The following is a 26,753-nucleotide window of genomic DNA, read 5'->3' as shown; positions in this document are numbered from 1 at the left end:
AAGGTTGCGTAAGAAGCCACCTTGAAGTGGCTCTTTTTGTTCATAAAGGAATTTACAAATCCTGTTTTGATGGCAAAACTATGGATATTAAAATGGCATCCTTATACTATTCTTCTCAATATGAAATTATGACAAAATGCTATAAAGTTATTACAAAATGCGATAAAGATATGACAAAATGCTGCATAGTGATGACATATTGCTGTATTGAAATAGTATATAATTTAATCTGATTGAAGTGGAGCAAATTATTATTGATAAGGGGAGGGCATCTTAAAAAATCTGAATTGTTTTAGTAACAACATTTTAAAAACAGGGGGTATGTATATGAAAAGAGTGATTTCAATCTTATTAACAATTTCAATGCTGTTGGTTTTTTTTACCTTTGATAGCAAACAGGTAAAAGCGACATCATCTTTAGTCCCATGTACTATACAGGTTGCAGCTGATGATGCCTACGAGGTGTATTTGAATGGAATGCTTTTAGCTAGATATGATGATCCAAAAAATTGGAGGTTATCAAAAACTTATAATTTTGAAATGGATCCTGATGGAGATAATGTAGTTGCTATAAAAGCATGGGATGTTTACGGCGATAGAGTTGGAATGATTGCTAACATGAATGTCAATGGGAAAAGTTATTATACCTCTTCATCATGGCAGGCAAATGGTACTTATCAACCAGGTTGGGAGACTTTATCTTTTAATGATTCCGGGTGGAATAATGCAGTAGTAAAGTATGGACCATGGCTACCTAACCCACTTGTAGATGGAAAATGGATATGGACAGAAAAAGATGATAACGTGGCATATTTCAGATTTAATTATGATATATATACTTTCAAGGGAAATATTTATTTTATGGGAAATCAGAATAATGGGTTTTTTTTAAGTCAAACGAAGTATCCATTGGATAATATGAATGTTGAATTCTATGAAAAACAAAAAACTGGAGATGTAAAGATTGGTGAAACAAAAACCAAAGCAAACGGAGACTTTGAAGAAAAAATTCCAATTTCTAATAAAAATGCCAATATATACTATGTTGTTAAAGCAGATGATGCATATTCTAAAGTTTATAAAAAGCAATCTTCTTCCGATGTAATCAAACATGAATCTGGTATTATAAACATGAGTAGAGCAGTAAACAGGGTTCTGGATTTTGGTTCAAAGGAGGCCAAACCAGGTGGTGCCTTCAATATTATTAAATCAATTGACAGGGGGGCGGGTTTCTGGGTAGGTCAGAGTATGAATTCGGGTCAAACCTTGGTGCCTTCAAAGGTTACAGTTTATTGTGACACAAATGATACAACACCTTCAACTCTCAGGGCAAAATTTTCAAATTTATACAATACCATATCCATATCTCATTCATTAAGTTATGATATGAACCCTGGTGCAATTATACATGAATATGGTCATAAACTCATGTATGAGTTTGCTGGCATATCAAGTATTGCTGGAGGTAAACACAGCCTGACAACTGAATGCAGTAATGCGGAAACAGCATATGTAGAAGCCTGGGCTGAATTTTTTGCAGTAAGTGTTCTTGGTTCAGAATCATTTCATGGACAGAACTCATCTGAGGATTATGATGCCGAATTACCTTATCCAGATTTGCAAAAAGCTAGGAGTGAAATTTCAGGTGCTGCTATTATGCAAGATTTGAGTGATTCAAACAACGAGAGCTTAGGGAAGATTCAGAACACTCTTATGGTAATGGGAAGGCCTGTTCGAGTAGAAAAGGATATAAGTGATCGTTTGAGTCTTGGGTTTCCAGCAGTAATGAGAACCATGATTTCCTTAAAAGGTAGTTCAAATCCTACTATGTTAAGCTTTTGGGAAAAATGGATATCGCTGTATTGCGCAAATGCAAATAGCCAAGAATCATGGGAAATTTTTATGAGGCATGGTATGGAATCAGATGGATATATACTTGACAAAATAAAACCCCAGATCCAAGATCTACGAATTGTAAGTCAAAATGTAACTTCAACGACAATTCAAGCCGATGCTACAGATAATGCAATGATTGCTTTAGTGGCTTTTGTGGTTAATGGTAATCTTGTATCCTACGATGAAACAGCTCCTTACCAATGCACACTAAATAATTCAAATTATGCTAATGGTAATTACACAGTAGAGGCACTCGCTTATGATATGCAAGGCTTGACTGAATCTCAAAAGAGGAAGAAAAAGTATGGAGACCAGTCGCTTACAATGAATGCAGTTTCAACAGTCAATACATCTAGCGAAAACAATGTAAAAGTGTCAGAGAGTTTTTCTAATTCTGTACTATCCAATTCAACCTATTCAGCAACATCAGGAACTTTTGAAAATGATCTGAAAGATATGTTGAACTATCAGAATTATGAGGTTGTTAGTTCTTCAACATATAATGGAACGTCTGAGGTACCTTCTCCTGAGATAAGTTTTATTGTCAGAAGAGGAACTTCTTCAAAGATAGTATCAAAAGTAGATGTAGCTGCATCCTGCAAATTAAAAGTTACAGATCCATATGCTAATATAACGTATTCAGCAATCAGTAAAAATGGAATAATTGAAATGGATAAGATTTCTGCTCCTGGTATATGGAAATATCAGGTTATACCTTATGATTTGTCTGATAATTTGGAAGTTTCATCTGCAGTAGGTCAGTACTTAATGGATTCAAATCAATATCGTTCACCGGAAGCTATTAAAACATTAGCTCTTTCAATTACAAATGGAACTGGAACAGAAACTCCAATAAATCCCACTGTCAGTGATATAAATAATACTTTTTCAAATGCAGGATATAAAGTAATCAATTCCAAGTCGATTAATATGACCAGGACTCCTTCGGCATATAATACTTTTACCGTTAAAAGTGGGTATGATTATATGATTGCTGCTGACAGCAACCAGGGAATATTTGATGTGGAAATAGTAGATCCGAATGGTCAAATTTTTGATATACTGGAATGTCCGCGTTCTCCCAATGGAGTTGAACTAAAATCTATTAGTCCAGGAACATGGAAATACAGGCTTATCCCAGTTCAAATGTCCTTTGATGAAGCTGCAGCTGTGTGTGGTGTGGCTGAAAGACCTGGAGATATAAGTCTAATTACTAATAATCCTTTGCGAGGTAAAATTAATACACTGTCACAAAGCTTCTCAGTATCTGCACCCTTTGTAAGCTTAGTGGAACTTGAGGTTGAAAAACCTGATGGAGATAGAACCCAGTATAATAGTGTTGTAAGGCAAGGATACCATTGGTTTGATAACATATCTTTTGGTGACGGAATAAATAAACTATATTTTAAAGGGATTGCCAGTGATGGGACGGTTGGAGATGTGGTAGAAAAAACTGTAGAAATAGATACAGTGCCCCCAGAGATTTATGATTTAAAGGTTATTTCAAAAGAACCACAAATCTCTATAAGTTCAACAGGAGAAAATGTTGTGTATGAAAGCAGGGTTGATATTAGGGGCTTTGTTTCGGAAAACGCGAGTGTATTTTTTAATGATGTCAATGTCTATTGGGAAAAAGACACAAGTGGAGAAAAAGCTTTTATTTTTGACTTCTATCGTTATGAACCAGGCGATAACAATTATATTATTAAAATGACAGACGAAGCTGGGAATGTATCAACTAAGGAACTTACTATTACAAGAGATGGTTCCTATGATTCGAATGTTGCACAGCAATATATTATTGAAGATATTGGAGATTTGCAATTTAAAGTTAATGGTAGATCTGATATACCTTTTGAACTTGTTGCAGATATCAATGATATACCCCTTACAATAGTAAATGGCAATACAATAAAAATAGAGCCTGGTCAATTTGTTGATGGATATTATGACCTATTTTGGAGTGCAAAAGATATCTATGGAAGAATATATTCTTGGAGCAATTGTATCTATATAGGTAATGGAGATGGATTAAAAGCTGAATATTATGGTGATAAAAATTTTACAGATTTAAAGATGACAAGGATTGATAAAACTATAGATTTTAGCTGGGGTGAGGATTATCCTTTCGAAGAACCTGGACCTCTTTCTATTAGGTGGACAGGGTATATTAAAATACCAGAAACAAATTATTACAGTTTTGTTGATCGTTTTGGACTTACAAAATATAATATCTGGGTGGATAATATGCCCCAATCAACAAATGTTGCAAAATACTTTATAAAAGATAGTATTCACAAAATCAAGATTGAAGCTGTAATAGATAGTGGGTATACTAACTTATATTGGTGGGTTGGATTGAATCCAATAAAATTTAACCAATTAGTTCCGCAGACGGTATTGTTTTCTGAAGAAGTTGTTTCCCCAACAGCGACCGCAACAGCGATAGCAACATTGACCGCAACATTGACCCCAACATTGACCCCAACATTGACCCCAACATTGACACCAACATTGACCCCAACATTGACACCAACATTAACTCCAACATCGACACCAACATTGACACCAACATCGACACCAACATCTATGATAAATCCTTATAATCAGGTTGAAGCAGAAAATTATTCTTTTATGTCTGGTGTTCAGACGGAAAACTGTTCTGAAGGCGGAAAAAATATTGGTTATATTGATACAGGAGATTATATAGTGTTCGATAATGTAGATTTTGGAAATGGTGCATCTGCATTTAATGCAAGAGTGGCAAGTGCAAACAACGGGGGGAGTATTGAAATCAGACTTGACAGCTTAACAGGAACACTCGTTGGAACATGTTTTATATCTGGCACAGGGGGATGGCAGAACTGGACTACAAAATCATGTGATGTTAATGGCTTAACAGGGAAGCATAAATTATATCTGGTGTTAAAAGGAAATGGGAGCGGTTTATTTAATGTAAACTGGTTTAAATTTTCCCAGACTTCTTCCCCAACAGCAACACCAACAGTAACACCAACAGTAACACCAACAGCAACACGGACACCATCAGCAACGCCAACATTAACGCCAACAGCAACACGGACAACAACACCAACGCCAACAGTAACAGCAACACGGACACCAACATCAACGCCAACACTAACGCCAACAGCAACACGGACAACAACACCAACGCCAACAGTAACAGCAACACGAACACCAACAGCAACAGCAACACCTACCCAAGGAAAAATAAGTGTTAAAATGTTTAATGCAACAACTGTTGCCGAAGTAAATTCAATAAATCCGAAGTTCCAGATTACCAATACTGGAAATGTTCCAATTAATCTATCCGATATAAAAGTTCGGTATTACTATACTATAAATGGAGAATATGCACAAACTATCTGGTGTGATTGGGCTACAGCAGGAAGTTCTAACATAATATCAAGCATAAACAAGATGATATTGCCAACGTCATCAGCAGACTATTATATTGAAATAGGATTTAAAAGTAATACAGGAATATTGTCTCCAGGTGAAACTACTGAAATTCAGATGCGTTTCGCAAAAAACAATTGGACAAACTTTATCCAAACTGGTGATTACTCATTCAACTCAACGGCATCGTATTATATTGAATGGAACAAATCACCTGGATATATATTGGGTATTCTTAATTGGGGTATGGAGCCATAATTAAGCGATTTTTGAAAACTATGAATGCACTATACACTAAAAAGGTTGTGGACTTAATTATCACAAGCTCTTAGTGTAAAAATCAGGGCAATTCTCTACAAAGGGAATTGCTCTTTTTATGTGCATATAGGAATTTACAAATCCTGTTTTGATATTGACAATGATGGTTTTAAAGGATTAAATCTAATATGGAGGACTGAAAATGGAAAAGGTTGAGGTATTTGAGAATGAATTTAAGAAAAGGAGATTTACCGAAATACTCAATAATAGAATTAAAGATATGATTTAAAAGCATACATAATGGAGGTGTGTAAGATATGGAAAATAAATATTATCCACTTGAAAGTGAAAGATGTATAAAGACAGGCAAGAGATACCGACACTTCAAAGGCAAGGATTATCTTGTCTTATATGTTGCAAAGCATTCCGAGACTCTTGAAGAAATGGTTGTATATCAGGCCTTATATGGTGAGCGTGGAATTTGGGTAAGACCGCTAGAAATGTTCATGGGTCAAAAAGAAGTCAATGGTAAATTAGTAAATCGTTTTGAAGAAATCGTAGATTAAGTTAAGTATATATAACTTAATTGAGTAAATTATTGAAATGGAGCAGTTAGAATGAGAAATGTGGTATACTCTCCGGAAACGGTTTTTTCTATAGAATTTTAATAAGCATTTATATGGTTGTAAAACACATAATTAATAAAATTGAGTTGTACATTAAAAAAATTAATAATCCTATTAAAAATATTTAATTGAAATATTGACAATGGAAAAATTATATATTAATATAAATATATAATAAATAATATTTAATTTATAGTTAAAAATATTAATATGCTACATCATAATTTTAAGGAGTGGTTTTATGGGTAAGGAAGTTTTAGGAAAGTGCCCTGTTTGCAACAGTGATACAATTGTAACTAGAATAAGTTGCGATAATTGTAATACAACTATAGAAGGGGAATTTACACTGTGCAAGTTTTGCAGACTTACTTCAGAACAAAAGCAGTTTATAGATACATTTATTAAATGCAGAGGCAATATTAAAGAAATGGAAAAAGAACTGGGGGTTTCATATCCTACAGTAAAAAACAGACTTGAAGATGCTGCAGCGGCATTGGGTCATAAGCCGGAACCACAGGTTGAGGAAGACGGAAAGAAAAAAGAAGTACTTGAGAAACTCAATAATGGGGAGATCGGTTTTGATGAGGCAATGGAATTGCTGAAAGGTTAATATATATCGGTTGGATAGATTTTCAAATTTAGCTTACTAATTGGAGGGTGATAGATTATGGCAAGTGAAGAAAAGATTCTTATACTTAAAATGTTGGAAGAAGGCAAAATTAACAGTGAAGAGGCAGCGAGACTTATTGAAGCTGTAGAGCCTGTGAATAAGGGAGCTCAAAGTGACAATACTGCTAATAGTTCAAGGCAGCAGAAAAAGGTTAACTTCAGTGATGAAGTTTCAAAAGTAAAAGACAAGTTGAATGATTGGAAAAAGGATTTAAAAAATAACTACAATCAAAAGGATTTTGACCGCACTATAGAAGAATTCAGTACGAAAGCTGAGAAGGTTGGAAGAACTCTTGCTAATACAACTATTGGAATTGCAGACAAAGTAGTTGATTTTGTAAGTAGTTTTGTTGATACAAACTCATTTAATATCTTTGGAAAGTATAAGGCTGTTGAAAAGTCCTTCGAAACAGGGGATATAGCAGAAGGTATGACTCTTGATGTTGAAGGTGTAAATGGCAATATACTTGTTAAAAAGCATATGGATAATAAAGTGATTATAAAATCAACAATAAGAAGCCCTTATGAAAATGCTGATGAGCTCCTTAATTTCAGCCAGGATGATAGCAGCATAGCCTTAAAGAGTAACAAAGAGGAGAATGTTAGCGTTTCCCATGAGATATTTTTACCTTCAATAAAGTTTAAGTCAATAATCCTTAAGACTAAAAACGGAAAAGTATATGTTGAGGATTCTATAGCAGAGATGTTTGAAGCTCAAACAACTAACAGCAATATCGAACTCATGGGTGTGAACAGTGATAAAATCAGTGTTACAACCAGAAATGCAAGAATACAGTTTGGTTATATTATAGGGAAGGACATCGATGTAAATACGGTTAATTCCCTTATAGATATTAAGCACGTAAAAACTCAAAATCTTAACGCTGTAAGCAGAAACGGCAGAATTCTCATTGAAAATGTTCATAATTATCAGGGGTGCTCCGATATCAATATGAACCTCAAGACTAATCAAGCAGGCATAAAAGTCAATATGAATGACATGGAGAAGAGAGCTTACAGAATTAAAGCACAAACAACCAATGCCGATATTAACCTATTAATACCTGAGATAACCTACAAAAATATAAGCAAGCAGTTGGCTAATAGTTTTGTAGAGGCGGAAAGCAGCGGATATGACGCGTTTGAACAAAAAGTAAACATAATTGCTGATACCCAAAATGGTGATATTGAAATTGTAAAATAGATACTTTATTTTAGGAATAGCTGAATTATATTTTCAGCATTCCTTAGCTAGACAAAAGGGTGGCTTTGAAGCTGCCTTTTTTGTTGTGTATCTGGAACATTGATGATTACTTATCTGCAGGGAGCTTAATTTCCCATATGACGCTATTATCGGAGTCAGTCAAAAGGATATTTCCAGCAGCATCTATTGCTAAATCGCTTGGTTTTGCAAACCAGGCGTTATAACCTAAGGAGGAAGTGAGGTTTTGTTGGCCTTTTCCAACCTTGCCTGCAAGGGTTTCAACATCAACCAACTTGCCATTTTCCAAAACAATTCTTCTTAACACGTTGCTATCAATTACATATATGTAATTACCATCGGCAACGATCTTTTCAGGAGAAAAAAAGCTGCATTGTGTACCATCAATGAAGTTTTTATCCATTTCCTTACCAGCAAAGTTTTTAAAACGTCCATCGGTTTGATCTAATTTTAGTATTGTGCCATTTGTTGAGCTTGATATAAAGATATTATTGTTTCCGTCTACAGTAATGCTTTCGGCACTTCCGATGTCTCTTGAACTTATGCTTCCGCTAAGTCTATCAACTAAGGTAAAGGTAGTTTCAGCATCTAAACCAATTGTCTTTGGCTGCAATATGTACATGTTTTCTGAACTGTCAAATGCAAAATCTGATATATTATACGTGGATTCAGTATTCTGATAAATCAGCTTAGGTTTATTGCCTTGTAATATATAAATTTCTGAAACATACTGCTCTTTTTCATTTATATAGGGAGCAATAGAAAAATAGATATTCCCACTGGATGCTATCTTTACCAAGTCAATATCTTTATAATTATCGAGTTCAATGCCAAGAGTTTTTACCCATCCGTCTTTAATTGCTCTGAGCTTTGCAGAGTCTGTGAAATAAGTATCGTTGGTAACCTTATTAATTGACAGGCTTTTTGGATAATTAACGACCGCTGTGTTGGAATTTCCATCCGATATATCGGCATGCTGACCGACTCCCGCGAAAAGGGTAACGTTTGTGTCTTTTAAGTATTTCAGGTTGATATTTACATCTTTAGTGTCGTCCAGAGGTTCGTTGACAACAACGGTCAGTTTTATTGGTTTTCCATTATAAGATCCGTCAAATTGGGCTTTTCCTTCTTTTAGCGGTTGGATTTCGTCATTGCTTATTTTGGCTACTTCGGAGCTTGGGTAGTTCCATTTAATATCTGAAGCTTTCAATTCTTCCTTTGAACCATCGGGATATTCTTTTAAAACTTTGATAATTCCAGTTTGATTAACTGAAAGGGATAATATTTGTGGGGATAGTAGCAGCAAGGCAGCATTCTCTTTATAAATAGCAGAAATGCCAAGGTAAACAGTTGAGAATGATATCATAGATAAAATTACCATGGAAGTTATCAATACACGGTTCATTTTCCTAAGCTTTACGTCTAAAACTCTCACCCTATTGATATTTTTTAAATCAGTCAATAATTCTTCGACAGTTTGGTACCTATCCTTTAAATCCTTTCTGATACATTTTCTTACTATATAGTCCATATTTCTGGATATTTTATTATTGTATTGAATTAAACTGGTATCATCATATTTGGGCAGTACACCTGTCAGTAAATGGTGTAAGGTAACACCAAGACTATATATGTCTGCACGGACATCAGAAATACCTTCGGCCGTTAGTTGCTCCGGTGCAGCGTAATGAGGGGTGCCTGCAATGACGGTGTCTTTTCTATCTGAGCCCTTGTATTCCCTTGAAATGCCAAAGTCTATTAATACAGGTCTATTATCGCTTGTAATAATTATGTTATGGGGCTTTAAATCTCTGTATATAATCGGAAAAGGTTTCAGGTTATGCAAATATAATAACACTTCACACAATTGCTTTGCCAATGAGACAACCCTTTCTTCAGAAAGAGTGCCTTGAGCTTCCAAGAGCTTGTTTAAGGGAGTTCCTTCGATGTAGCTTTCAACAATGTATATTCCAGTCTCATCTTCCATTACGTCTGCAATTTTAGGAAGGCTGATATGATTTAATTTCTTTAATATATTGGTTTCTGTTGTAAGTTCATATTTTGATTTGCTTTTTTCAATACGTTTAACGGCCCACAGGTTACCAAGTTCTATATTTCTGCACAAATAAACCTCTCCTGAGGCACCTTTACCCAAAAGCCGTTCTATTTTATATTTTTGTTTTATTATTTCCCCTACCATCTTAAACCACCCGACTTTTAATAAGTTATTTGGTTAATGCGTTTTAACATTACATTCAAGTTAATTCATCTTCATCAACGTCAATAGTATTCTCAAACGGTTCCATTATGTTCTGCTCATTTTCATTAATAGCAGATAGTTTAGGAGGATCAGACTTAATTTTTTTTGATGGAAATAAAAAGTTTATTTTTAAATATAAAACCAAAAGAACAATATTGGCAATTAAGGCTAATAAACCTACTAATATATATATATATTGATACCCCATAAAACCTCCAACTTCCCAGCATATAATAAATTGCAAATGTTTATCTATACGAATCTGCGATTAAAGTTTATTATACAATCTATATAAAATGACTGCGGCATCTCTTCTTGTGCAGGGAGTTGTTGCGTTGAATTTGCCGTCGGCTCTTTTTACTACAAGGCCTTCTCTAGTTCCTAGTGAAACATATTTGCGCGCCCATTTTTGTATATCTGCATTGTCTTTATAGATGAGAAGGTTATTTTCATCTTTTGGTAGGTAATATCCTTTTTCAGTTTGTAAAGTAACAGCACAGGTTTTTATAATTTCCTGATTGTTTATCGAATTGTTTCCTAGGAATTTATTACCGGGATAACCTGATATTAAGTCTTCGTTATCAGCAATTGCAACCGGATTGTAGTACCAGGCTGTTACCGGAACATCTATAAAATCAGTATGTGCGTCTTCATCAATTAAGTTAAGAACTTTAATTAAAAGGCACACAAATTCGCTTCTTTTCAGTTTGCCAGCTGGATCGAAGATACCGTCATCTTTTCCGTTTAGTATTCCTTTTGATGAAAGAACCTCAATTGCTTTTTTAGTCGTAGGGTCCTCGTTTCCAATGTCAGTAAAAGTCTTCTTGCCTTCAATTACATGGTAGTTTCCAGAGCTTGTGGTGCTTACCCTCAGAGTTTTGTTTTGGGTGTCTTCATGTCCGCCCATATTGTACATCTTAGTGGTTGACGCAGCATATTCTGTGCAGTACTCTTGTTTTCTATTTCCATAGGGAAGACCTAATTCAATTTTTTGATCTTGCCTTATTAAATTGTAGGGGGCACTTGCAGATTTGGTATCTATAGCCTTTTGTTGGCCAGATGAATTTTCGTTTGATTCATAGTAAATAGCACAATAATCAGGATTGCCATCTCCATAGGGAAGCTCCAAACCTATTTTACAATTCAGCTTTTCTATTATTGTACCATCTGTGTACTTAAATAGGAGATTGACTTTGCTTTTAATTTTTGTATTTGCAGGTTCTGTTTTTTCATTAGTCATGTAAATTTTTAAGTCTTTGTTTAGCTGTGCTTCTATGTTTTCATAGTATAAAATGATATTACCAAACTTTGATGAAATCTTTACATCCATTTCAGCTTTCATCAAAGGTACGATATCCTTTAGTACATTTATGTTTAGCCCATTATCTATTAATTCTACATCAATATTAATTCTTTTGCGGATTATCCTGTTGGGTTCGTATGGTTGTGTTTCTAAAAACTCCTCTACATCCTTTTTGGCTCTTGATGCTAATTCACTTTGAGGTAAAATCAGTTCTTGTTCTAATTCTACTATACCAGTTTCGCATATAACTTTTTGGGTAGCTATTTTCTCAATGGTTTTTTCAGCTTCTGTAGTAATAAGTTCGTTTTTTTCATTGTAAGGGTCATAAACACCTTCATATCTTTTGATTATTTCAGCAATGTTTTCTTGGAAATCTCCCATCATCTTTTTATAATCAGCGTCAGTATCTTTGGAAGTTTCCTGAGGATTAGGACCAGGAATGGTTTGTAGCGGCTGAATTACAGTTGGAGCTGGGGTATTCCTATTTGTATTGGTTGTGGTAGAAGTTGATTTAGATGTAGAAGACGAAATAGGTGTAAAAGTTGAAGTGGATGCAGGTGTAGGAGGTTCAGGCGTATAGGACGAAGTAGTATGTATAGGAGTAGAAACAGGTATATATGTAGGGGTAGAAGCAGGCATAGGTGAGTATGGTGTTGATAGAGGGGAAGCCGTTGGTAGTGCAGGAATTTCGTTAGTAGTTACCTCCAAATGCCCTTTATAGGAAACAATATAACTTATAAAGCTATAAGGATTATAACTTGCAAGATCCGGTAATTCAAGGATAGCAATATTAGTGTTTTGGTCAAAGCTATAAACGCTGGCATATACATTCTCTGTAACTGTTTCAGTTTCAGGTGTATTTGTTATTCTTGTTATATTGAAATCAGACTCACTGATAGAATTTAAAGGAGCACCTGAAAATTGTATATTCATAAGGTTACCTGAAACAGTTATATTGTCGATATACGGTTGAACGGGGATGTTCTGGGGAGTAGAACAATTAATTCCATCCAGATCACCTAATTGAAATAATGAACCGTCGGACGTTATATAGCTGCTTGTATTATAATCTGTTGAAATTTCGGAGACATTATCCGATAACAACGTAGGAGTTAAAATAACGCTGTCTTTTGAATTCCCGAGTTGATAGTAATCATTATATCCCCATCCCCATACTAAGCCGTTTTCGTCTAATGCCATAACATGATCATAAGCAGATACTTTCGAAATATTATCCATAACCTTTACCGGAGAAAATTTATTTTCTGATCTTTTATCACCTAAAAGAACACCAGAATTAGACCCCCAGGAATATAATGATTTGTCAAGTGTTATAGCATATGCTGATTGCGGTGCTGCAGTGACGGTGAATACATTACCTAAAATCATTTTGGGCTTATTCCTCTTAGTCAAGTTTTGACCGTCTCCCAATTGACCATTAAGGTTATTACCCCATGACCACAATGTGTAATCGGTCTTTACGGCAAAGCATGAAGTATAATCTACAGCTATACTGCTCACATCTTCCATAATCTTAACAGGCGTGTAACTTTTTGTATATGTCTCATTGCCTAACTGTCCATCGGTATTATCACCCCATGCCCATAAGCTGTTATCATTCTTTATGGCTAAAGTATGCCTTTCTCCACAGACTACAGATCTGACATTTTCCATTATTTTAACAGGGGTAGTTTTGATTGCACTTGTGGAGTCTCCCAGCTGCCCATACACATTATTTCCCCATCCCCAAAGACTGCCATCGCTTCTTATTGCAAAACTGCTAGTGCTATCTTTCCCTGTACATATTTGTAGTACATCATTCATTATAATTTGGGGTTTCGAATTATTTTTGCCGCTGCCATCTCCCAATTCGCCAAGGCTGTTTGTACCCCAGGCCCACAGAATATTGTCTTTTGTAAGTGCCAGTATATGTCCCTGACCGATGGATACATCGGATATATTCTCCAGCATCTTTATTGGATATTTAAATTTATCCTGTCTTAATGTATAGAGACTATCAGTATGAGTGCACCATTCCCAAAGACTATCATCATCCAATAATCCTATACATATTCTACCCGCACTGTATACTTCTTTCCATTTGTTTAGTTTGATTGAAGGTAATTCCGACTCTGCTGACAATGCTTTTGTGGAATCGCTTTCTGCCAATACTTCGATATAATTATTTGACAATGGGCCAATTGCCAAAGCTACTAATAAAATAATACAAATAAAGTTTTTAAGTTTAAACATACCATACCTCTCAATTTTATATTAAAATCAACTGTAAAAAAATACATATATATGATAACTCAATTAGTTATCATATTACAAGATTTAATTATGGTATAAATCGCATAACCACTAATAAAAAACGTTTTGCTTCAGTAAACTTGCAATACATAAGCATTTTTAATATAATAATTACGAACGATTTATTTACCAATTAATGTATTAGGGGTAGTTATGAATATAAAAATATTTGGTGATACAATTAGTGATCTTCAAAGAATTCTTTTTGTCAACAAAATTGAATGTGTTAATAAGCTTGGAATCAGCATGGACACCTTTGAAAACTGGGAGAAGGGTAGAAATCTACCCAATGCAGGTAATTCAGGTGCTATTAAAGGTGTTTCAATTATGACAGTTATGGAAGTCTTTGAAGACCAATACCAAAAGCGTTTAAACAGAGGGATGCTGGATAGGGAATTGCTTGAGGAGATGATGTCTTGCTTGGAGCTTCCAGATGATACAAAATCATATCTTAGTGAATATATGCTGAAGCCTGAATTTGTAAAGAGGCTTATTGAAAGTGCCTATGAATACCATTCGTTGTGTAAAAATAGGACGGACTTTTTATGGAAGAAATTAATTGAAGTTTATAGTAATAATTGTTTAGAACAAAACAAAAAGAACATTGAATTGCAAATTGGAAGCAAACGTATAAAGGTCAGATCGGATTTGGGAGTATCGTTAAAAAGACTGGCTGAAGGTGTAGTTGAGGAGCTTTTAAGGAGAGACCTGATTGAGAACGTATTTGAATATATGAAACAGTATTCTTTTCAAGTTTTGGATAAAAACAAGAAAATACACACCATCAGAGCTGATGAAAACACATACTTAAGGGACATTGAGGAGATAAGCTATGAAAGGCTTGAAATTGTTGAACGTATTGGAGAAACAACAATAATAATTTCTCCTAACGAGGAAATTGATGAGATTATTTATCCATTTATGGAAAGGATTTTAGATACCGATTCATCGCAGGCAGAAACAATTGCTGAAAGGTTTAAGATATTCAAAGATAATTTTATTATTGGGAGAATAAGTGAATATTCTGATTATGTTATTTCCAGTAGGGTTATTGGGCAAAGACATGCTCTGATAAATTTGGAAAGCGGAAGATACTTTATTACAGATCTAGATTCTAGAAATGGTACATTTGTAAATGGCCAACGGCTTCAACCAAGGGAAAAACGTGAGATATATGGCGATGACATTATAGGGTTTGTAAAATTTAAGTATTTGTTTATAGTCCCAGAAAACTAATTTCAATCGGATAATACAAAAAAGAAGGTTGTCAAAAGGGCTCTATTTGGTTCCCTTTTGACTATGGAAAAGAAAAAGATTATACGCTGTACGAAATATAGTAATAAAAAGATTTTTTCATTATAATCCTATTGTTCCTTTCTTATAAAAAAAGAAAGTACTTTCAAAGGATTCAAAGGTTTCGATTGGGTCTTTATCCAAATAAGAATTTTCTATAACAAATGAATGATATTTGTTGCTAATCATTTGTTCAAGCCAAATAAGATTTACAATATATTCATAATACCTCTCATTTGAATAATTGGAATATAAGCTTTTTTCATTGATATAAAAAGGATCTTTTTTTGTGATGCTAAAAATTGCATCAGCCAGTTCCTTCACTTTGACTCCTTTTTTAATTTTTTGAAGATCATTGTCATCATCTTTTATAAAAAGCTTCTCAGAAATCAATTTGTTAATCATCAATGAAATTTCGTCATCAAAAAATCTATATGACGTATTTTTATAACTTTTTAGTTTTGAGCTGAAAGTACCATCTTTAACTCCGATGATTTTAGCTGCATAGGATTTTTTTATACCTAAAACTTTTAGTGTAGTTTGAAGAACTTTCCGAGTCATATGTATCTCCCCCTCTAAATAATATTGATATGAGTTTGGGCCTGGTATTAAGCCCAAAGTTCTAGTTATATATATATTTAATTTGCCTTGTGTAAGTTTCCGGAATCTGGTTATATAATATGACTAATATTAAACAAAGGAAAGGTGAATTCGAAGCCGAAGAATTTAGTGAATGGATTTACATTATATTACAGATGGAAATATAACTATGTCTTAACTACAGTTCAAAAAAAGTGATCTTCTATTCAGATGCTTCCATTTTGCGATTCGATAATTTTTCATTTAAGAAATTCGATAAATATGCCGATAATATTTATAAATCTCGCATGTATTTAAAATAGAAGAATTTTCTGCAATCATATCTCAAAGACTCAAGGAGAGATAATATGGATATATTTCTGATTGTTGGTATTATTGTAGGTTTTGCGGCCATTATTGTCGGGATGATTGTTAAAGGTGCAAACATTGAAGTTCTTTTGAATCCAGCGGCAGCAATTATTATAATTATAGGTACAATTGCTGCGACAGCAAATTCATTTCCCAAAAAGGAAATTTTAAATGTCGGTAAGATTGCAGGTGTGCTATTCTCAGACAAGCACAAAGTAGATCCTGGCGAGATTATCAAGCAGATTCTGGAGCTGTCTCAAATGGCCAGAAGAGAAGGTTTGCTATCACTGGAACAGACTATTGAAAAAACTGAAAACCAATTTATGAAAAGAAGTTTGGGTATGGTTATAGATGGGGTTGAAGAGGAATACATACGAGAAGTTCTCAATGTCGAAATTGACTCAATGGAAGAAAGGCATCGAGCAGCTGCTTCTATATTTTCAACAGCGGGCAGCGCAGCTCCTACACTTGGAGTTTTGGGTGCCGTAATAGGGCTTATCGGAGCTCTAGGAAACCTTAATGATACAGAAAAACTTGCACATATGATAGCAGCAGCATTTGTTGCAACACTATATGGTATATTTATTGGATATGTTCTTTGTCACCCATTTGCATCAAGGTTGAAAAGAAAATCACATGAGGAAATAGCTATATTGCGAATTATTGCCGAAGGTGTTTTGTCCATTCAAGCAGGAGAAAGTCCTAAGAGCATGGAGCTAAAACTATATGGTATGCTGGAGCCTGAGGTTAGAAGGAAACTGGAGCAAGCTAATGAAAAGTAGCGGGAAAGAGGAGATGAATCATGTCAAATAAAAAAGTACATCATGAGGAACACGCGGATGAAACATGGCTTCTGCCATATTCTGATATGATGACACTTTTGCTTGCACTCTTTATAGTTATGTTTGCTATGAGTAAAACGGATAACGCAAAGATGAAGGAGATGAGCGAACAATTCAGTATAGTATTTTCAGGCGGAGCAGGCATGATGGAGGGTGACGGGAATTCTGTAATTCCATTGGTGAAAAATGAGAGCAGTGTTGGTACCAGTGAAGAAAATTCAAATGATATTACTGTATCTACAACAAAAAGTAATGAAACTAAAGAAGATGAAAAAATGAAAGAGATTAAGGACAATATAGAAAAAGAAATTTCGGAAGAAGGGTATTCAAACAATATAAAGTTGGTACTTGATAGTGAGGGACTTGAGATTTCCATACAGGACGTTGTGTTGTTTAATACAGGAGAAGCGGATATAAAAAAGGAAGTGTATCCTCTTCTTTTAAAACTTACTGGTATTATAAAGGGGCTAAACAATAGCATTAAAGTTGTTGGACATACAGACAATGTACCCATTCATAATGATAAATTTCGTTCGAATTGGGATTTAAGTTCCTTTCGAGCTATAAATGTAATGAGTTTTATGAGGGATCAGGGAAAGCTAAGACCTGAAAAATTCTCTATACAAGCGTGCGGAGAATTTAAGCCGAAGTATGATAATTCTACCGAAGAAGGAAGAGCTAAAAACAGGAGGGTAGAAATATATATTGTGCGAAATTATCCGTTGGATAAGGACGAGAAATCTAATGATATCAAAACATCAAATAAAGATAAATCAACTGATAAGGGCAACTGAAAAGTTGCCTTTTTACATACTCCGCATCTTTCAGACGAAATATAAGAGGCGAAAATGTGGGGGAATCAATGTACTGGAGTTTTTATTTACTTAAAAATTGTGTTATTTAAACTTGCGATTCATAAAAGCATTAAATACTTCATTTTTGTCTAGAATATACCATGAATACATGATATAATATGTGATTGTGGATTTAATATTCTTTGAATTAGAGGTGCAAGATGTTTGATAGATTGCAGGCTGCAGAGAACAGATATGAGGAAATGAATCATAAGCTTAGTGATCCGGCAGTGATTGAAAATCAGGATGAATATAGGAAGTTAATGAAGGAGCATGCAGAGCTTCAGGAATTAGTTGGCAAGTATGGTGAGTATAAAAAAGTTACTCAGGAGATTGCTGATGCAAAGGAGCTTTTAAACGACAAGCTCGATAAAGATTTTCGTGAAATGGTTGAAATGGAGCTTAAAGAGGCAGAAGAGGGATTGGAAAAAATTAAGAAGGAACTTAAGATACTCCTTCTTCCTAAGGATCCTAATGATGAAAAAGATGTAATTGTTGAAATACGTGGAGGCGCTGGAGGCGAAGAAGCTGCATTGTTTGCCGGTGTACTTTTCAGGATGTATACAAGATATGCTGAAAGATGCGGATGGAAAACGGAAATGCTGGATTCAAATCCGACGGAAATCGGTGGGTTTAAGGAAGTAGTTTTTGCTATTGAAGGAAACGGAGCTTTCAGCAAGTTAAAGTTTGAAAGTGGTGTGCACAGGGTACAGAGGATACCTGAAACAGAGGCAAATGGAAGAATTCATACTTCTACAGTTACAGTGGCTGTTTTGCCTGAAGTTGAGGAAGTGGATGTTGATATAAATCCTAATGATTTGAGGATAGATACCTATAGGGCGTCCGGTGCAGGTGGACAGCATATTAACAAGACCGATTCAGCAATTAGAATAACCCATATTCCTACGGGTTTAGTTGTTTGCTGTCAGGACCAGAGATCACAGTATAAAAATAAAGATAAGGCCATGAGGGTTCTTAGATCCAAGCTGTACGAGATAGCCCAGGAGCAGCAGAACAGTGAAATTGCACAGGCTAGAAAGGGTCAGGTTGGTACAGGTGACAGGAGCGAAAGAATCAGGACATATAACTATCCGCAGGGAAGAATGACGGATCATAGAATAGGCCTTACACTTTATAAGCTCGAGAGTATTTTAGAAGGTGACATGGACGAGGTTATAGATGCACTGATTACTACTGATCAGGCTGAACGTCTTGGAAGCGGCGGAATTGACGATGAAATATAGATAAAATCATATTTTAGCTACATTTTTGCAATGTTTCAGCTTTTCCTTAGTTGTTTACAAGTTGCATAACGTTTAATTTACTATTGCAACTTTTATTAGTACTAATAATTTGCCCCTATACTGAATAGAATTAAATATAAATTCAGTGAGGTCCAAAGCGTTAATGAAAGGTAATATCCTTAATTTAATGGAGTTTGGAATATGGGGGTAAAGTGTGGAATATTTGATAAAGGTTACACTTATTGGCCTTATCTCCGGTATAGCAGGTACAAGTATCGGTGGTTTAATGGCTTTTTTTGTTAAGAAAGTTAACAGGCGCTTTATAAGTTCTATTTTAGAGTTTTCAGCAGGGTTGATGACTTCAGTGGTGTGTTTTAAGCTAATACCTGAGGCGTTTAATTATGGGGGAATAAGTCTAACTTTATTTGGAGTTTTTCTCGGGGTTCTTACAATTTTATTAGTTGAGGAATTTCTTGGGAGAGCTGAGTTCTTAAAGACCAAAAGCCGCAACTCAGGACTTTTAAGGGCGGGAATTGTAATGGCAGTAGGAATTGCGCTGCATAATTTTCCTGAAGGTTTTGCAGTGGGTTCTGGGTTTGAAGCTTCTGTAAGCTTGGGTATGATTATAACAGCTGTGATTGTAATACATGATATACCTGAAGGTGTTGCAATGGCAGTTCCCATGAAAGCCGGGGGATTTTCGAGCAAAAAGGCATTTTTCATTACTGTGCTCTCAGGTGTACCGATGGGGTTAGGAGCTTTATTAGGAGCCATAATTGGAGGAATTTCGCAAAAGTTTATCGGGGCCTGTCTCGGATTTGCTGCTGGTGCTATGCTTTATGTAGTTTATGGAGAATTGATGGTTGAATCCAAAAAACTATATTTAGGGAGACTGCCTTCCATTAGTAATGTTTTTGGCATGGTTTGTGGTATAATAATAACGACAATAAATTAGTGACCGCAAAGTAGTTCTTCCTAGTATATGAGATGCAAAACGAGGAAACACATTTAAAATATTTAAATTAGTAATATAGAGTATTAGTGAAATGGGTTCTTTAAGGAGAGAATGGTTTTGAAAACAGAAATTATAGAAATTAACAGTGGCAATATTGATATATCTAAGATAAGGTACGCTTCCCAGGTTTTAAAAGATGGCGGACTGGTAGCATTTCCAACGGAAACCGTCTATGGCCTTGGGGCTAATGCTTTAAATAAAGAAGCTGTAGAGAGAATATTCATAGCGAAGGGGCGGCCATCAGACAACCCGCTTATAGTGCATGTAGCTGATAAGCGGTCTGTAGAAAAATTGGTATCACACATACCAAATAAAGCTTCAATCCTTATGGACAAGTTCTGGCCAGGACCTCTTACACTAGTTATGGACAAGCTGCCTATAATTCCGGAAGTAATAACGGCAGGACTTGATACTGTCGCTATTAGAGTTCCATCGCATCCTATTGCCCTTGCATTGATCAGGGAAGCTGAATTGCCGGTAGCAGCCCCTAGTGCTAACGTCTCCGGAAAACCCAGTCCAACCGATTCAAGGCATGTGATAAATGATTTAAATGGTAAGGTCGATGTGATAATTGATGGAGGATTTTCGGATATTGGTGTCGAATCTACTGTTGTAGATATGGTTTTAGACCCTCCAATGTTACTACGTCCTGGAGGAATAACAGTAGAACAATTAGAAGATGTTTTAGGACAAATTCAGATTGATCCCACCCTTGTAAAGAAAAATCTTGATGATATAATTATTCCAAGGTCACCCGGAATGAAGTATAAGCACTATGCACCGAAAGCCGATGTTATAATTGTAGAGGGTGATCCGGAAAAGATTGCTGTAAGGATTAACGAAATGGTCAAGGAGTATGAAGGTAAGGATATAAAAGTTGGAATTTTGGCAACCGATGAGACGGTACACTTGTATCCTGAGAGTTTGGCAGTATCTCTTGGCAGCAGGTTAAGTCCTGGGACTATAGCGGCAAATCTGTTTAAGGCTTTAAGGGATTTTGACAAAACGGACGTACAGATGATTTTTGCAGAATCTGTTGATAGTTCAGGTATTGGTCTTGCGATAATGAATAGAATGAAAAAGGCAGCAGGGTATAATATTATTAAAATATAAGTATTATAAAAATGCTTTTCAATATCTGTTTATACAAAAGAGGGAGACAGGAAAATGAAAAGGGTACTGTTTGTTTGTACAGGGAATACATGCAGAAGCATTATGGCTGAAGGCCTTTTTAATAATGCTGTCAAAAAAGAAAATAGTATGACGCAGTTTACAGCCTTTTCTGCCGGAATTTCGGCATATGATGGGGAATGTGCAAGTTCTTATGCATTGAGAGTCTTAAAAGATTGGAATATTGATATAGGCTATCACATTTCAAAACGCATAACTCAGGAAGATATTGATAACGCCTTCGTTATACTTACTATGACGGGAGAACATAAAAGAGTACTGCTTAAAATGTTTTCCAATGCCCAAAGTAAAGCGTATACCTTAAAGGAATTTGCTTATGAAAGTGGCAGAGGTATAAACGGTTTTTCAACAGACATCAGCGATCCGTATGGAGGGTCTGAAGAAGTGTATAGAAGATGTGCACAGCAGATAAAGGAAGCGATTGATGCATTGATTCAAAGACTTAAAGAGTTTGAACAATAAATTTGGTGAGTATAAGCCTCATTTAAAGCTTTTGAAGTTTTTTGTTTTGACATAAAGTTTCCTATAATATAAAATATAAATCTGGAGGATAACATGAAAATTGCAATAGGTAATGATCATGCAGGATACAAATTAAAAGGAGATATAGTAAAGTTCCTTCAATCAAACAATTACGAAGTGGTTGACTTTGGAACATGCGATTCTCAATCAGTTGACTATCCAGACTATGGCTTGAAAGTTGCAGAAGCTGTAAAAAGTGGAGAATGCGAAAAAGGCATAATTATTTGTGGGACAGGGATAGGAATCTCTATGGCAGCAAATAAAGTACCAGGTATTAGAGCAGCTTTATGTACTAATAGCTTTATGGCAAGAATGAGTAGAGAGCACAATAATGCCAATATTCTAGCATTAGGTGAAAGAATTATTGGTCTGGATCTGGCAATTGATATTGTGGATACTTGGCTAAAAGCTGAGTTTTTGGGCGACAGGCATCAAAAAAGGGTAAATAAAATAGAGGATATAGAAAAAAAATACAGCAAATAAAAGGAGAAATAGCACATGAAGAATGTTTTTGTACTTGATCATCCTTTAATACAACATAAGATTTCGCTTTTAAGGGACAAGAATACTCAGACGAAGGAATTCAGGGAATTAGTACTAGAAATATCAATGCTGATGGGATATGAAGTAACAAGAAATATGCCTTTAAAAGAAGTTGAAATAGAAACTCCGGTTGGAGTTGCTAAAACTAACATTATATCAGGCAAAAAACTTGGTATAGTTCCTGTATTAAGAGCAGGCCTTGGTATGGTTGATGGGATGTTAAAGTTATTACCTATGGCTAAAGTTGGACATATTGGACTTTATAGAGATCCCGAAACTCTCGGACCTGTAGAGTATTATTGTAAATTGCCGGATGACGTATCTGAGAGAGAGATAGTGGTAGTAGACCCTATGCTTGCAACAGGTGGTTCCGCGTCAGCTGCTATAAAATACATAAAGGATAAAGGGGTTAGCAGTATTAAGTTGATGTGTCTCATAGCTTCAAAGGACGGTATTGACAGAATAAACAAAGATCATCCTGATGTTATCATATATTGTGCTGCAGTTGATGACAAGTTGAATGACCATGGATATATAATACCTGGTTTAGGTGATGCCGGGGACAGGCTTTTTGGTACTAAATAATTGTTTTGGGTGTTTTTGCGTTAAGTTTCTGATAGAAATGTACGAAATATATTTTAGTGTATTTTGTTCACACAGGGGGGAAGTTTGTGAGACCATCTTGGGATCAGTACTTTATGGAAATAGTTGATCTTATTAAAAGCAGGTCAACTTGTAAAAGGCGTCAGGTAGGAGCACTGATTGCGAAAGACAAGCGTATACTTGCGACTGGATATAATGGCGCTCCTATGGGATGCAAGCATTGTGATGAAATAGGCTGCTTAAGGGAAAAAATGAATGTGCCTTCAGGGGAAAGACATGAACTTTGCAGAGCCATACATGCAGAGCAGAATGCTATTGTGCAGGCTGCTTATTCAGGAACAAGTGTAAAAGACGGAACACTATATGTTACAAATCAGCCCTGTGTATTATGTGCTAAGATGGCAATTAATGCAGGAATTAAGAAAATTGTGTTTAAGGGAGAGTATCCCGATAATCTTGCCTTAGAATTACTAAAAGAGGCAGGAATAAGAGTTGTAAAGTTTGATGTAGAATAGTATTATAAATAAAACTAGTATGCGAAATTTATCTCTGATATACGATAATGTGAATTTTTGCTAATTTAGTATGTATATGTTAAGGAGATACATTTGATTGGGAGAATAATAATTTTAGTAGCATAGCAATATAGTTTCAGGCACGTTTATTTGAGCAGGGTTTTATTTATTATTTTACAAAAGATTAATGTTAGAAAAGAAGGTGTTCTTGTGTTTTTTGAATATTTTATATCTTTTGCCCTTGCTTTTATAGTTTCATTTGTTGCAACTCCAATTGCAAAAAAAGTGGCATTTTATATTGGAGCTGTCGATGTTCCAAAAGATGAGAGAAGGATGCACAAAAAGCCCATTGCTAGATTGGGAGGATTGGCAATCTTTTCAGGGTTTATTATGACTCTAATGTTTGGATTGATTAGTACTTTTATAGGTGTTATAGGAATTACGCCAAACCAACAATTATTAGGAATGCTTGTGGGTGTTTTTATCATTGTAGGAATGGGTATTGTTGATGATATCAAACAATTAGGTCCTAAAATTAAGTTTGTATTTCAGATATTAGCGGCTATAGCAGTAGTTTGGATATCAGGTGACAAGATATCAATTATAACAAACCCGTTTTCATCAACTGGTACTTCGGTGATTAGTGATTTTATTGCATATCCGCTTACAATATTCTGGATTGTAGGGATTACTAATGCTATCAATTTTATTGATGGACTTGATGGTCTAGCGGCTGGGGTATCCTCTATTTCATATTTGTCACTTATGTTTATTGCAATTTTGTATGGAGAAGTACAAACTGCTATGATTATTGCGATTCTTGCAGGAGCAACCCTTGGTTTTCTACCATATAACTTTAATCCAGCAAAAATATTTATGGGTGATACAGGTTCTACGTTTTTAGGTTTTACACTAGGTGTCATTTCTATTCAGGGAATGATGAAAACCTATGCAGCAATATCTATAGTTATTCCGATATTGGTTCTTGGACTGCCTTTATTTGATACTACTTTTGCTATCCTAAGGAGACTTATTCAAAGAAAGCCTATTATGGCTGCAGATAGAGGGCATTTGCATCACCGCCTTATAGACATGGGATTTAGTCAGAGGCAGTCGGTCGTAACCATGTATGCTGTAAGCGGAGCTTTGGGCCTTGTTGCTATTGTGTTAGCTGATAAGGGAGCTTTAAGTGCAGTTGTACTTATAATTGCTCTATCAATATTTGTTATTGCAGGTTCAAGGTACATGAGCGAAATTAATGATGCTCCTGATATCGAAAATAAAGTTGAGGAAGAGAATATACCAAGTTTATCAATACAAAAAGCGAAAAAATAGTGTTTAACATTATATGGAGCACTATTATGTTTTAGGGAGGATTATTTTGGACAGATTGAAAGCAATGGTTGTTTTCGGCACTAGACCGGAGGCAATAAAAATGGCACCTTTAGTTAAGGAATTAAAAAAATATGACCAGATTGATACAACAGTATGTGTTACCGCACAGCATAGACAAATGCTCGATCAGGTTCTTGAAATATTTGATATAACTGCTGATTATGATTTGGATATAATGAAGGACAGGCAGACACTGATAGACATAACTACAAGGGGACTGGAGGGCTTAAACAGAGTTTTTGGAAAAGCTAAGCCAGACATAGTTCTTGTACATGGAGATACAACAACAACATTTATAGGAAGTCTTGCGGCCTTTTATAACAAGATCAGCGTGGGCCATGTTGAGGCAGGACTCAGGACAAACGACAAATATTTCCCCTATCCTGAAGAAATAAACAGGAAGCTGACAGGTGTTTTGACAGATATTCATTTTGCACCTACTATGACTAATAAAAACAATTTGTTAAAAGAGAATGTTAATGCTAATAAGATTTATATAACAGGAAACACTGTAATTGACGCTATTAAAACTACTGTAAGGGAAGGTTATGTTTTCCAAAACAGTGATTTGAGGGCTATTGATTTTTCAGGAAGTAGGGTTATAACTGTTACAGCTCACAGAAGAGAAAACCTTGGTGAGCCATTAAAAAATATCTGCCAGGCTTTAAAGCACGTTGCAGATACTTTTGAAGATGTGAAGATAGTATATCCCGTTCATCTGAACCCTGCAGTGCAGTCCGTTGCAAGAGAGATTATGGGAGGGCATAGCCGTATTCACTTGATTGATCCGTTGGATGTACAGGATATGCACAATCTTATGGATAGATCCTACCTTGTAATGACTGATTCAGGCGGATTGCAGGAGGAAGCTCCATCTCTGGGCAAACCAGTACTTGTCCTTAGAAACGAGACCGAGAGACCGGAGGCTGTAGAAGCAGGTACTGTTAAACTTGCTGGCACGGATAAGGACAAGATAATAGATTTGTCCTGTGAACTTCTTAGTAGCAATAAGGAGTATCAGGAAATGGCCAAAGCGGTTAATCCATATGGTGATGGATTTGCGTCTTCGAGAATTGCCAAAGCACTTCTTTATGAATTTGGGTTAACGGAGGAAAAACCTTTAGAATTTCTTATAAAGTAAATATAGAAATTTGCCGAAAAATATATTAGTTATATGAGATTTTTTTAGTACATTTTATGTTGAATAATATCATAACGTGTGTTAATATGATTTCATTGTTTAAAAAATAACGATGTTGCCGAAAAAGCTTGTATTAGAGCTGTGTCGGTTTTTTTATTAAATTTTTTAGGTAATAGCAAGTTGGAGACACCTAAATAATATTGTTTATTTTGCTATATGTGGAATGAAAGAGGCAAAAGTGAAGGGGCTATGCTCCCGAAATACAAAAAAGGATGAATAGCATTGGCTGATAATGCTTTACAGAAGTTTTTAATAAAAAGAGTTTTAATATTTTTTATAGTTTTGTTAATAATTAATTTAATATTTCTTGATCAAAGATGGTTAATAGCTATAGGCTTAATTTGCGGGACGATTTTTGGAATACTTAAGTTCTTATATACATCAAATTTTATAACAAGTTTGATTAGTATAGATAACAAAAGCTTTGTAGCTGCCAGGACATTAGTAAAATTTATGTTGGCACAAATGGCAACGTTAGTATTGATTGCAGTATCAATAAAATTTAATATGTGGTTTTTTGCAGGAGTTTTAACAGGTGTATTGCTTATACCGGCAGTAATCATGGTTAACAGCATAACTGAGGCTTTGCATATATCCCATAATAAGTTTCAATAAGAGGG

The 26,753-nt window shown here is 35.3% G+C and carries 21 protein-coding genes; 17 read left to right on the top strand and 4 right to left on the bottom strand.

From position 1 onward, the window contains the following. Positions 1 to 327 precede the first annotated feature (327 nt). The 4 genes from ACECE_RS31670 to ACECE_RS0207860 all read left to right on the top strand — a co-directional run bounded on the left by ACECE_RS31670 (position 328) and on the right by ACECE_RS0207860 (position 8,073). A complete protein-coding gene (locus tag ACECE_RS31670) occupies positions 328 to 5,574 on the top strand; it encodes a carbohydrate-binding protein (protein ID WP_010246392.1) in 5,247 nt (1,748 codons plus the stop codon). Positions 5,575 to 5,891: 317 nt separating this feature from the next. Further along, positions 5,892 to 6,140, top strand: coding sequence for a DUF1653 domain-containing protein (locus tag ACECE_RS0207870; RefSeq protein WP_010246391.1), 249 nt, complete (start codon positions 5,892 to 5,894; stop codon positions 6,138 to 6,140). A 301-nt stretch (positions 6,141 to 6,441) separates the two neighbouring features. After that, the gene (locus ACECE_RS0207865; RefSeq protein ID WP_010246389.1) at positions 6,442 to 6,810 is read left to right on the top strand and encodes a DUF2089 domain-containing protein; all 369 of its coding nucleotides are present in this window, start codon (positions 6,442 to 6,444) and stop codon (positions 6,808 to 6,810) included. Positions 6,811 to 6,867: 57 nt separating this feature from the next. Then, positions 6,868 to 8,073: an SHOCT-like domain-containing protein gene (locus ACECE_RS0207860; RefSeq protein ID WP_010246387.1), complete on the top strand. Its 1,206-nt coding sequence runs from the start codon at positions 6,868 to 6,870 to the stop codon at positions 8,071 to 8,073. 106 nt (positions 8,074 to 8,179) lie between these two features. On the opposite strand, the gene ACECE_RS29210 is transcribed toward ACECE_RS0207860, so the two are convergent. Genes ACECE_RS29210 through ACECE_RS29205 form a run of 3 tightly spaced genes read right to left on the bottom strand, consistent with a single transcriptional unit; the run spans position 8,180 to position 13,907 of the window. Further along, entirely contained in the window at positions 8,180 to 10,291 is a 2,112-nt protein-coding gene (locus tag ACECE_RS29210) for a serine/threonine-protein kinase (RefSeq protein WP_010246385.1), read from the bottom strand. Between the two features lie 55 nt (positions 10,292 to 10,346). Next, positions 10,347 to 10,559 carry a hypothetical protein gene (locus ACECE_RS0207850; RefSeq protein ID WP_010246384.1) on the bottom strand — a complete coding sequence of 71 codons (213 nt, stop codon included), beginning with the start codon at positions 10,557 to 10,559 and terminating at the stop codon, positions 10,347 to 10,349. Positions 10,560 to 10,619: 60 nt separating this feature from the next. Beyond that, a complete protein-coding gene (locus tag ACECE_RS29205) occupies positions 10,620 to 13,907 on the bottom strand; it encodes an RCC1 domain-containing protein (protein ID WP_010246382.1) in 3,288 nt (1,095 codons plus the stop codon). A gap of 213 nt (positions 13,908 to 14,120) precedes the next feature. Between ACECE_RS29205 and ACECE_RS0207840 the strand changes: the two genes are divergently transcribed. Further along, positions 14,121 to 15,203, top strand: coding sequence for an FHA domain-containing protein (locus ACECE_RS0207840; RefSeq protein ID WP_010246380.1), 1,083 nt, complete (start codon positions 14,121 to 14,123; stop codon positions 15,201 to 15,203). A 120-nt stretch (positions 15,204 to 15,323) separates the two neighbouring features. Here the strand turns inward: ACECE_RS0207840 and ACECE_RS0207835 are convergent, their stop codons facing one another. Continuing rightward, positions 15,324 to 15,821 carry a hypothetical protein gene (locus ACECE_RS0207835; RefSeq protein ID WP_010246378.1) on the bottom strand — a complete coding sequence of 166 codons (498 nt, stop codon included), beginning with the start codon at positions 15,819 to 15,821 and terminating at the stop codon, positions 15,324 to 15,326. Between the two features lie 386 nt (positions 15,822 to 16,207). Here ACECE_RS0207835 and motA point away from each other — a divergent pair, with 386 nt between their 5' ends. The 12 genes from motA (at position 16,208) to ACECE_RS0207775 (ending at position 26,748) form a co-directional block, all read left to right on the top strand. After that, positions 16,208 to 16,990 (top strand): flagellar motor stator protein MotA, encoded by a 783-nt coding sequence (gene motA, locus ACECE_RS0207830; RefSeq protein ID WP_010246376.1) that lies wholly within the window; start codon positions 16,208 to 16,210, stop codon positions 16,988 to 16,990. A gap of 20 nt (positions 16,991 to 17,010) precedes the next feature. Continuing rightward, positions 17,011 to 17,844: a flagellar motor protein MotB gene (locus tag ACECE_RS0207825; protein ID WP_010246374.1), complete on the top strand. Its 834-nt coding sequence runs from the start codon at positions 17,011 to 17,013 to the stop codon at positions 17,842 to 17,844. 221 nt (positions 17,845 to 18,065) lie between these two features. Beyond that, positions 18,066 to 19,148: a peptide chain release factor 1 gene (prfA, locus tag ACECE_RS0207820; RefSeq protein WP_010246372.1), complete on the top strand. Its 1,083-nt coding sequence runs from the start codon at positions 18,066 to 18,068 to the stop codon at positions 19,146 to 19,148. A gap of 214 nt (positions 19,149 to 19,362) precedes the next feature. After that, entirely contained in the window at positions 19,363 to 20,103 is a 741-nt protein-coding gene (locus ACECE_RS0207815) for a ZIP family metal transporter (protein ID WP_010246370.1), read from the top strand. Positions 20,104 to 20,220: 117 nt separating this feature from the next. Then, positions 20,221 to 21,276: an L-threonylcarbamoyladenylate synthase gene (locus ACECE_RS0207810; protein ID WP_010246368.1), complete on the top strand. Its 1,056-nt coding sequence runs from the start codon at positions 20,221 to 20,223 to the stop codon at positions 21,274 to 21,276. 54 nt (positions 21,277 to 21,330) lie between these two features. Next, on the top strand, positions 21,331 to 21,816 hold the full coding sequence (locus tag ACECE_RS0207805; protein ID WP_010246366.1) for a low molecular weight protein arginine phosphatase: 486 nt from the start codon (positions 21,331 to 21,333) through the stop codon (positions 21,814 to 21,816). 93 nt (positions 21,817 to 21,909) lie between these two features. Further along, the gene (rpiB, locus tag ACECE_RS0207800) at positions 21,910 to 22,359 is read left to right on the top strand and encodes a ribose 5-phosphate isomerase B (RefSeq protein WP_010246365.1); all 450 of its coding nucleotides are present in this window, start codon (positions 21,910 to 21,912) and stop codon (positions 22,357 to 22,359) included. A gap of 15 nt (positions 22,360 to 22,374) precedes the next feature. Next, on the top strand, positions 22,375 to 23,004 hold the full coding sequence (upp, locus tag ACECE_RS0207795; RefSeq protein WP_010246363.1) for a uracil phosphoribosyltransferase: 630 nt from the start codon (positions 22,375 to 22,377) through the stop codon (positions 23,002 to 23,004). Between the two features lie 86 nt (positions 23,005 to 23,090). Beyond that, entirely contained in the window at positions 23,091 to 23,537 is a 447-nt protein-coding gene (locus ACECE_RS0207790) for a deoxycytidylate deaminase (RefSeq protein WP_010246362.1), read from the top strand. Positions 23,538 to 23,747: 210 nt separating this feature from the next. Continuing rightward, positions 23,748 to 24,872, top strand: a complete 1,125-nt coding sequence (locus tag ACECE_RS0207785) for an MraY family glycosyltransferase (protein ID WP_010246360.1) — start codon at positions 23,748 to 23,750, stop codon at positions 24,870 to 24,872. Between the two features lie 46 nt (positions 24,873 to 24,918). Beyond that, positions 24,919 to 26,073: a non-hydrolyzing UDP-N-acetylglucosamine 2-epimerase gene (wecB, locus tag ACECE_RS0207780; protein WP_010246358.1), complete on the top strand. Its 1,155-nt coding sequence runs from the start codon at positions 24,919 to 24,921 to the stop codon at positions 26,071 to 26,073. A 282-nt stretch (positions 26,074 to 26,355) separates the two neighbouring features. Then, positions 26,356 to 26,748 carry a hypothetical protein gene (locus ACECE_RS0207775; RefSeq protein WP_010246356.1) on the top strand — a complete coding sequence of 131 codons (393 nt, stop codon included), beginning with the start codon at positions 26,356 to 26,358 and terminating at the stop codon, positions 26,746 to 26,748. Positions 26,749 to 26,753 lie beyond the last annotated feature (5 nt).

Origin of the sequence: Acetivibrio cellulolyticus CD2 (assembly GCF_000179595.2) — a bacterium.
GTDB lineage: Bacteria > Bacillota > Clostridia > Acetivibrionales > Acetivibrionaceae > Acetivibrio > Acetivibrio cellulolyticus.
The sequence above is the reverse complement of the archived record's forward strand: the minus strand, read 5'-3'. Positions and strand labels throughout refer to the sequence as shown.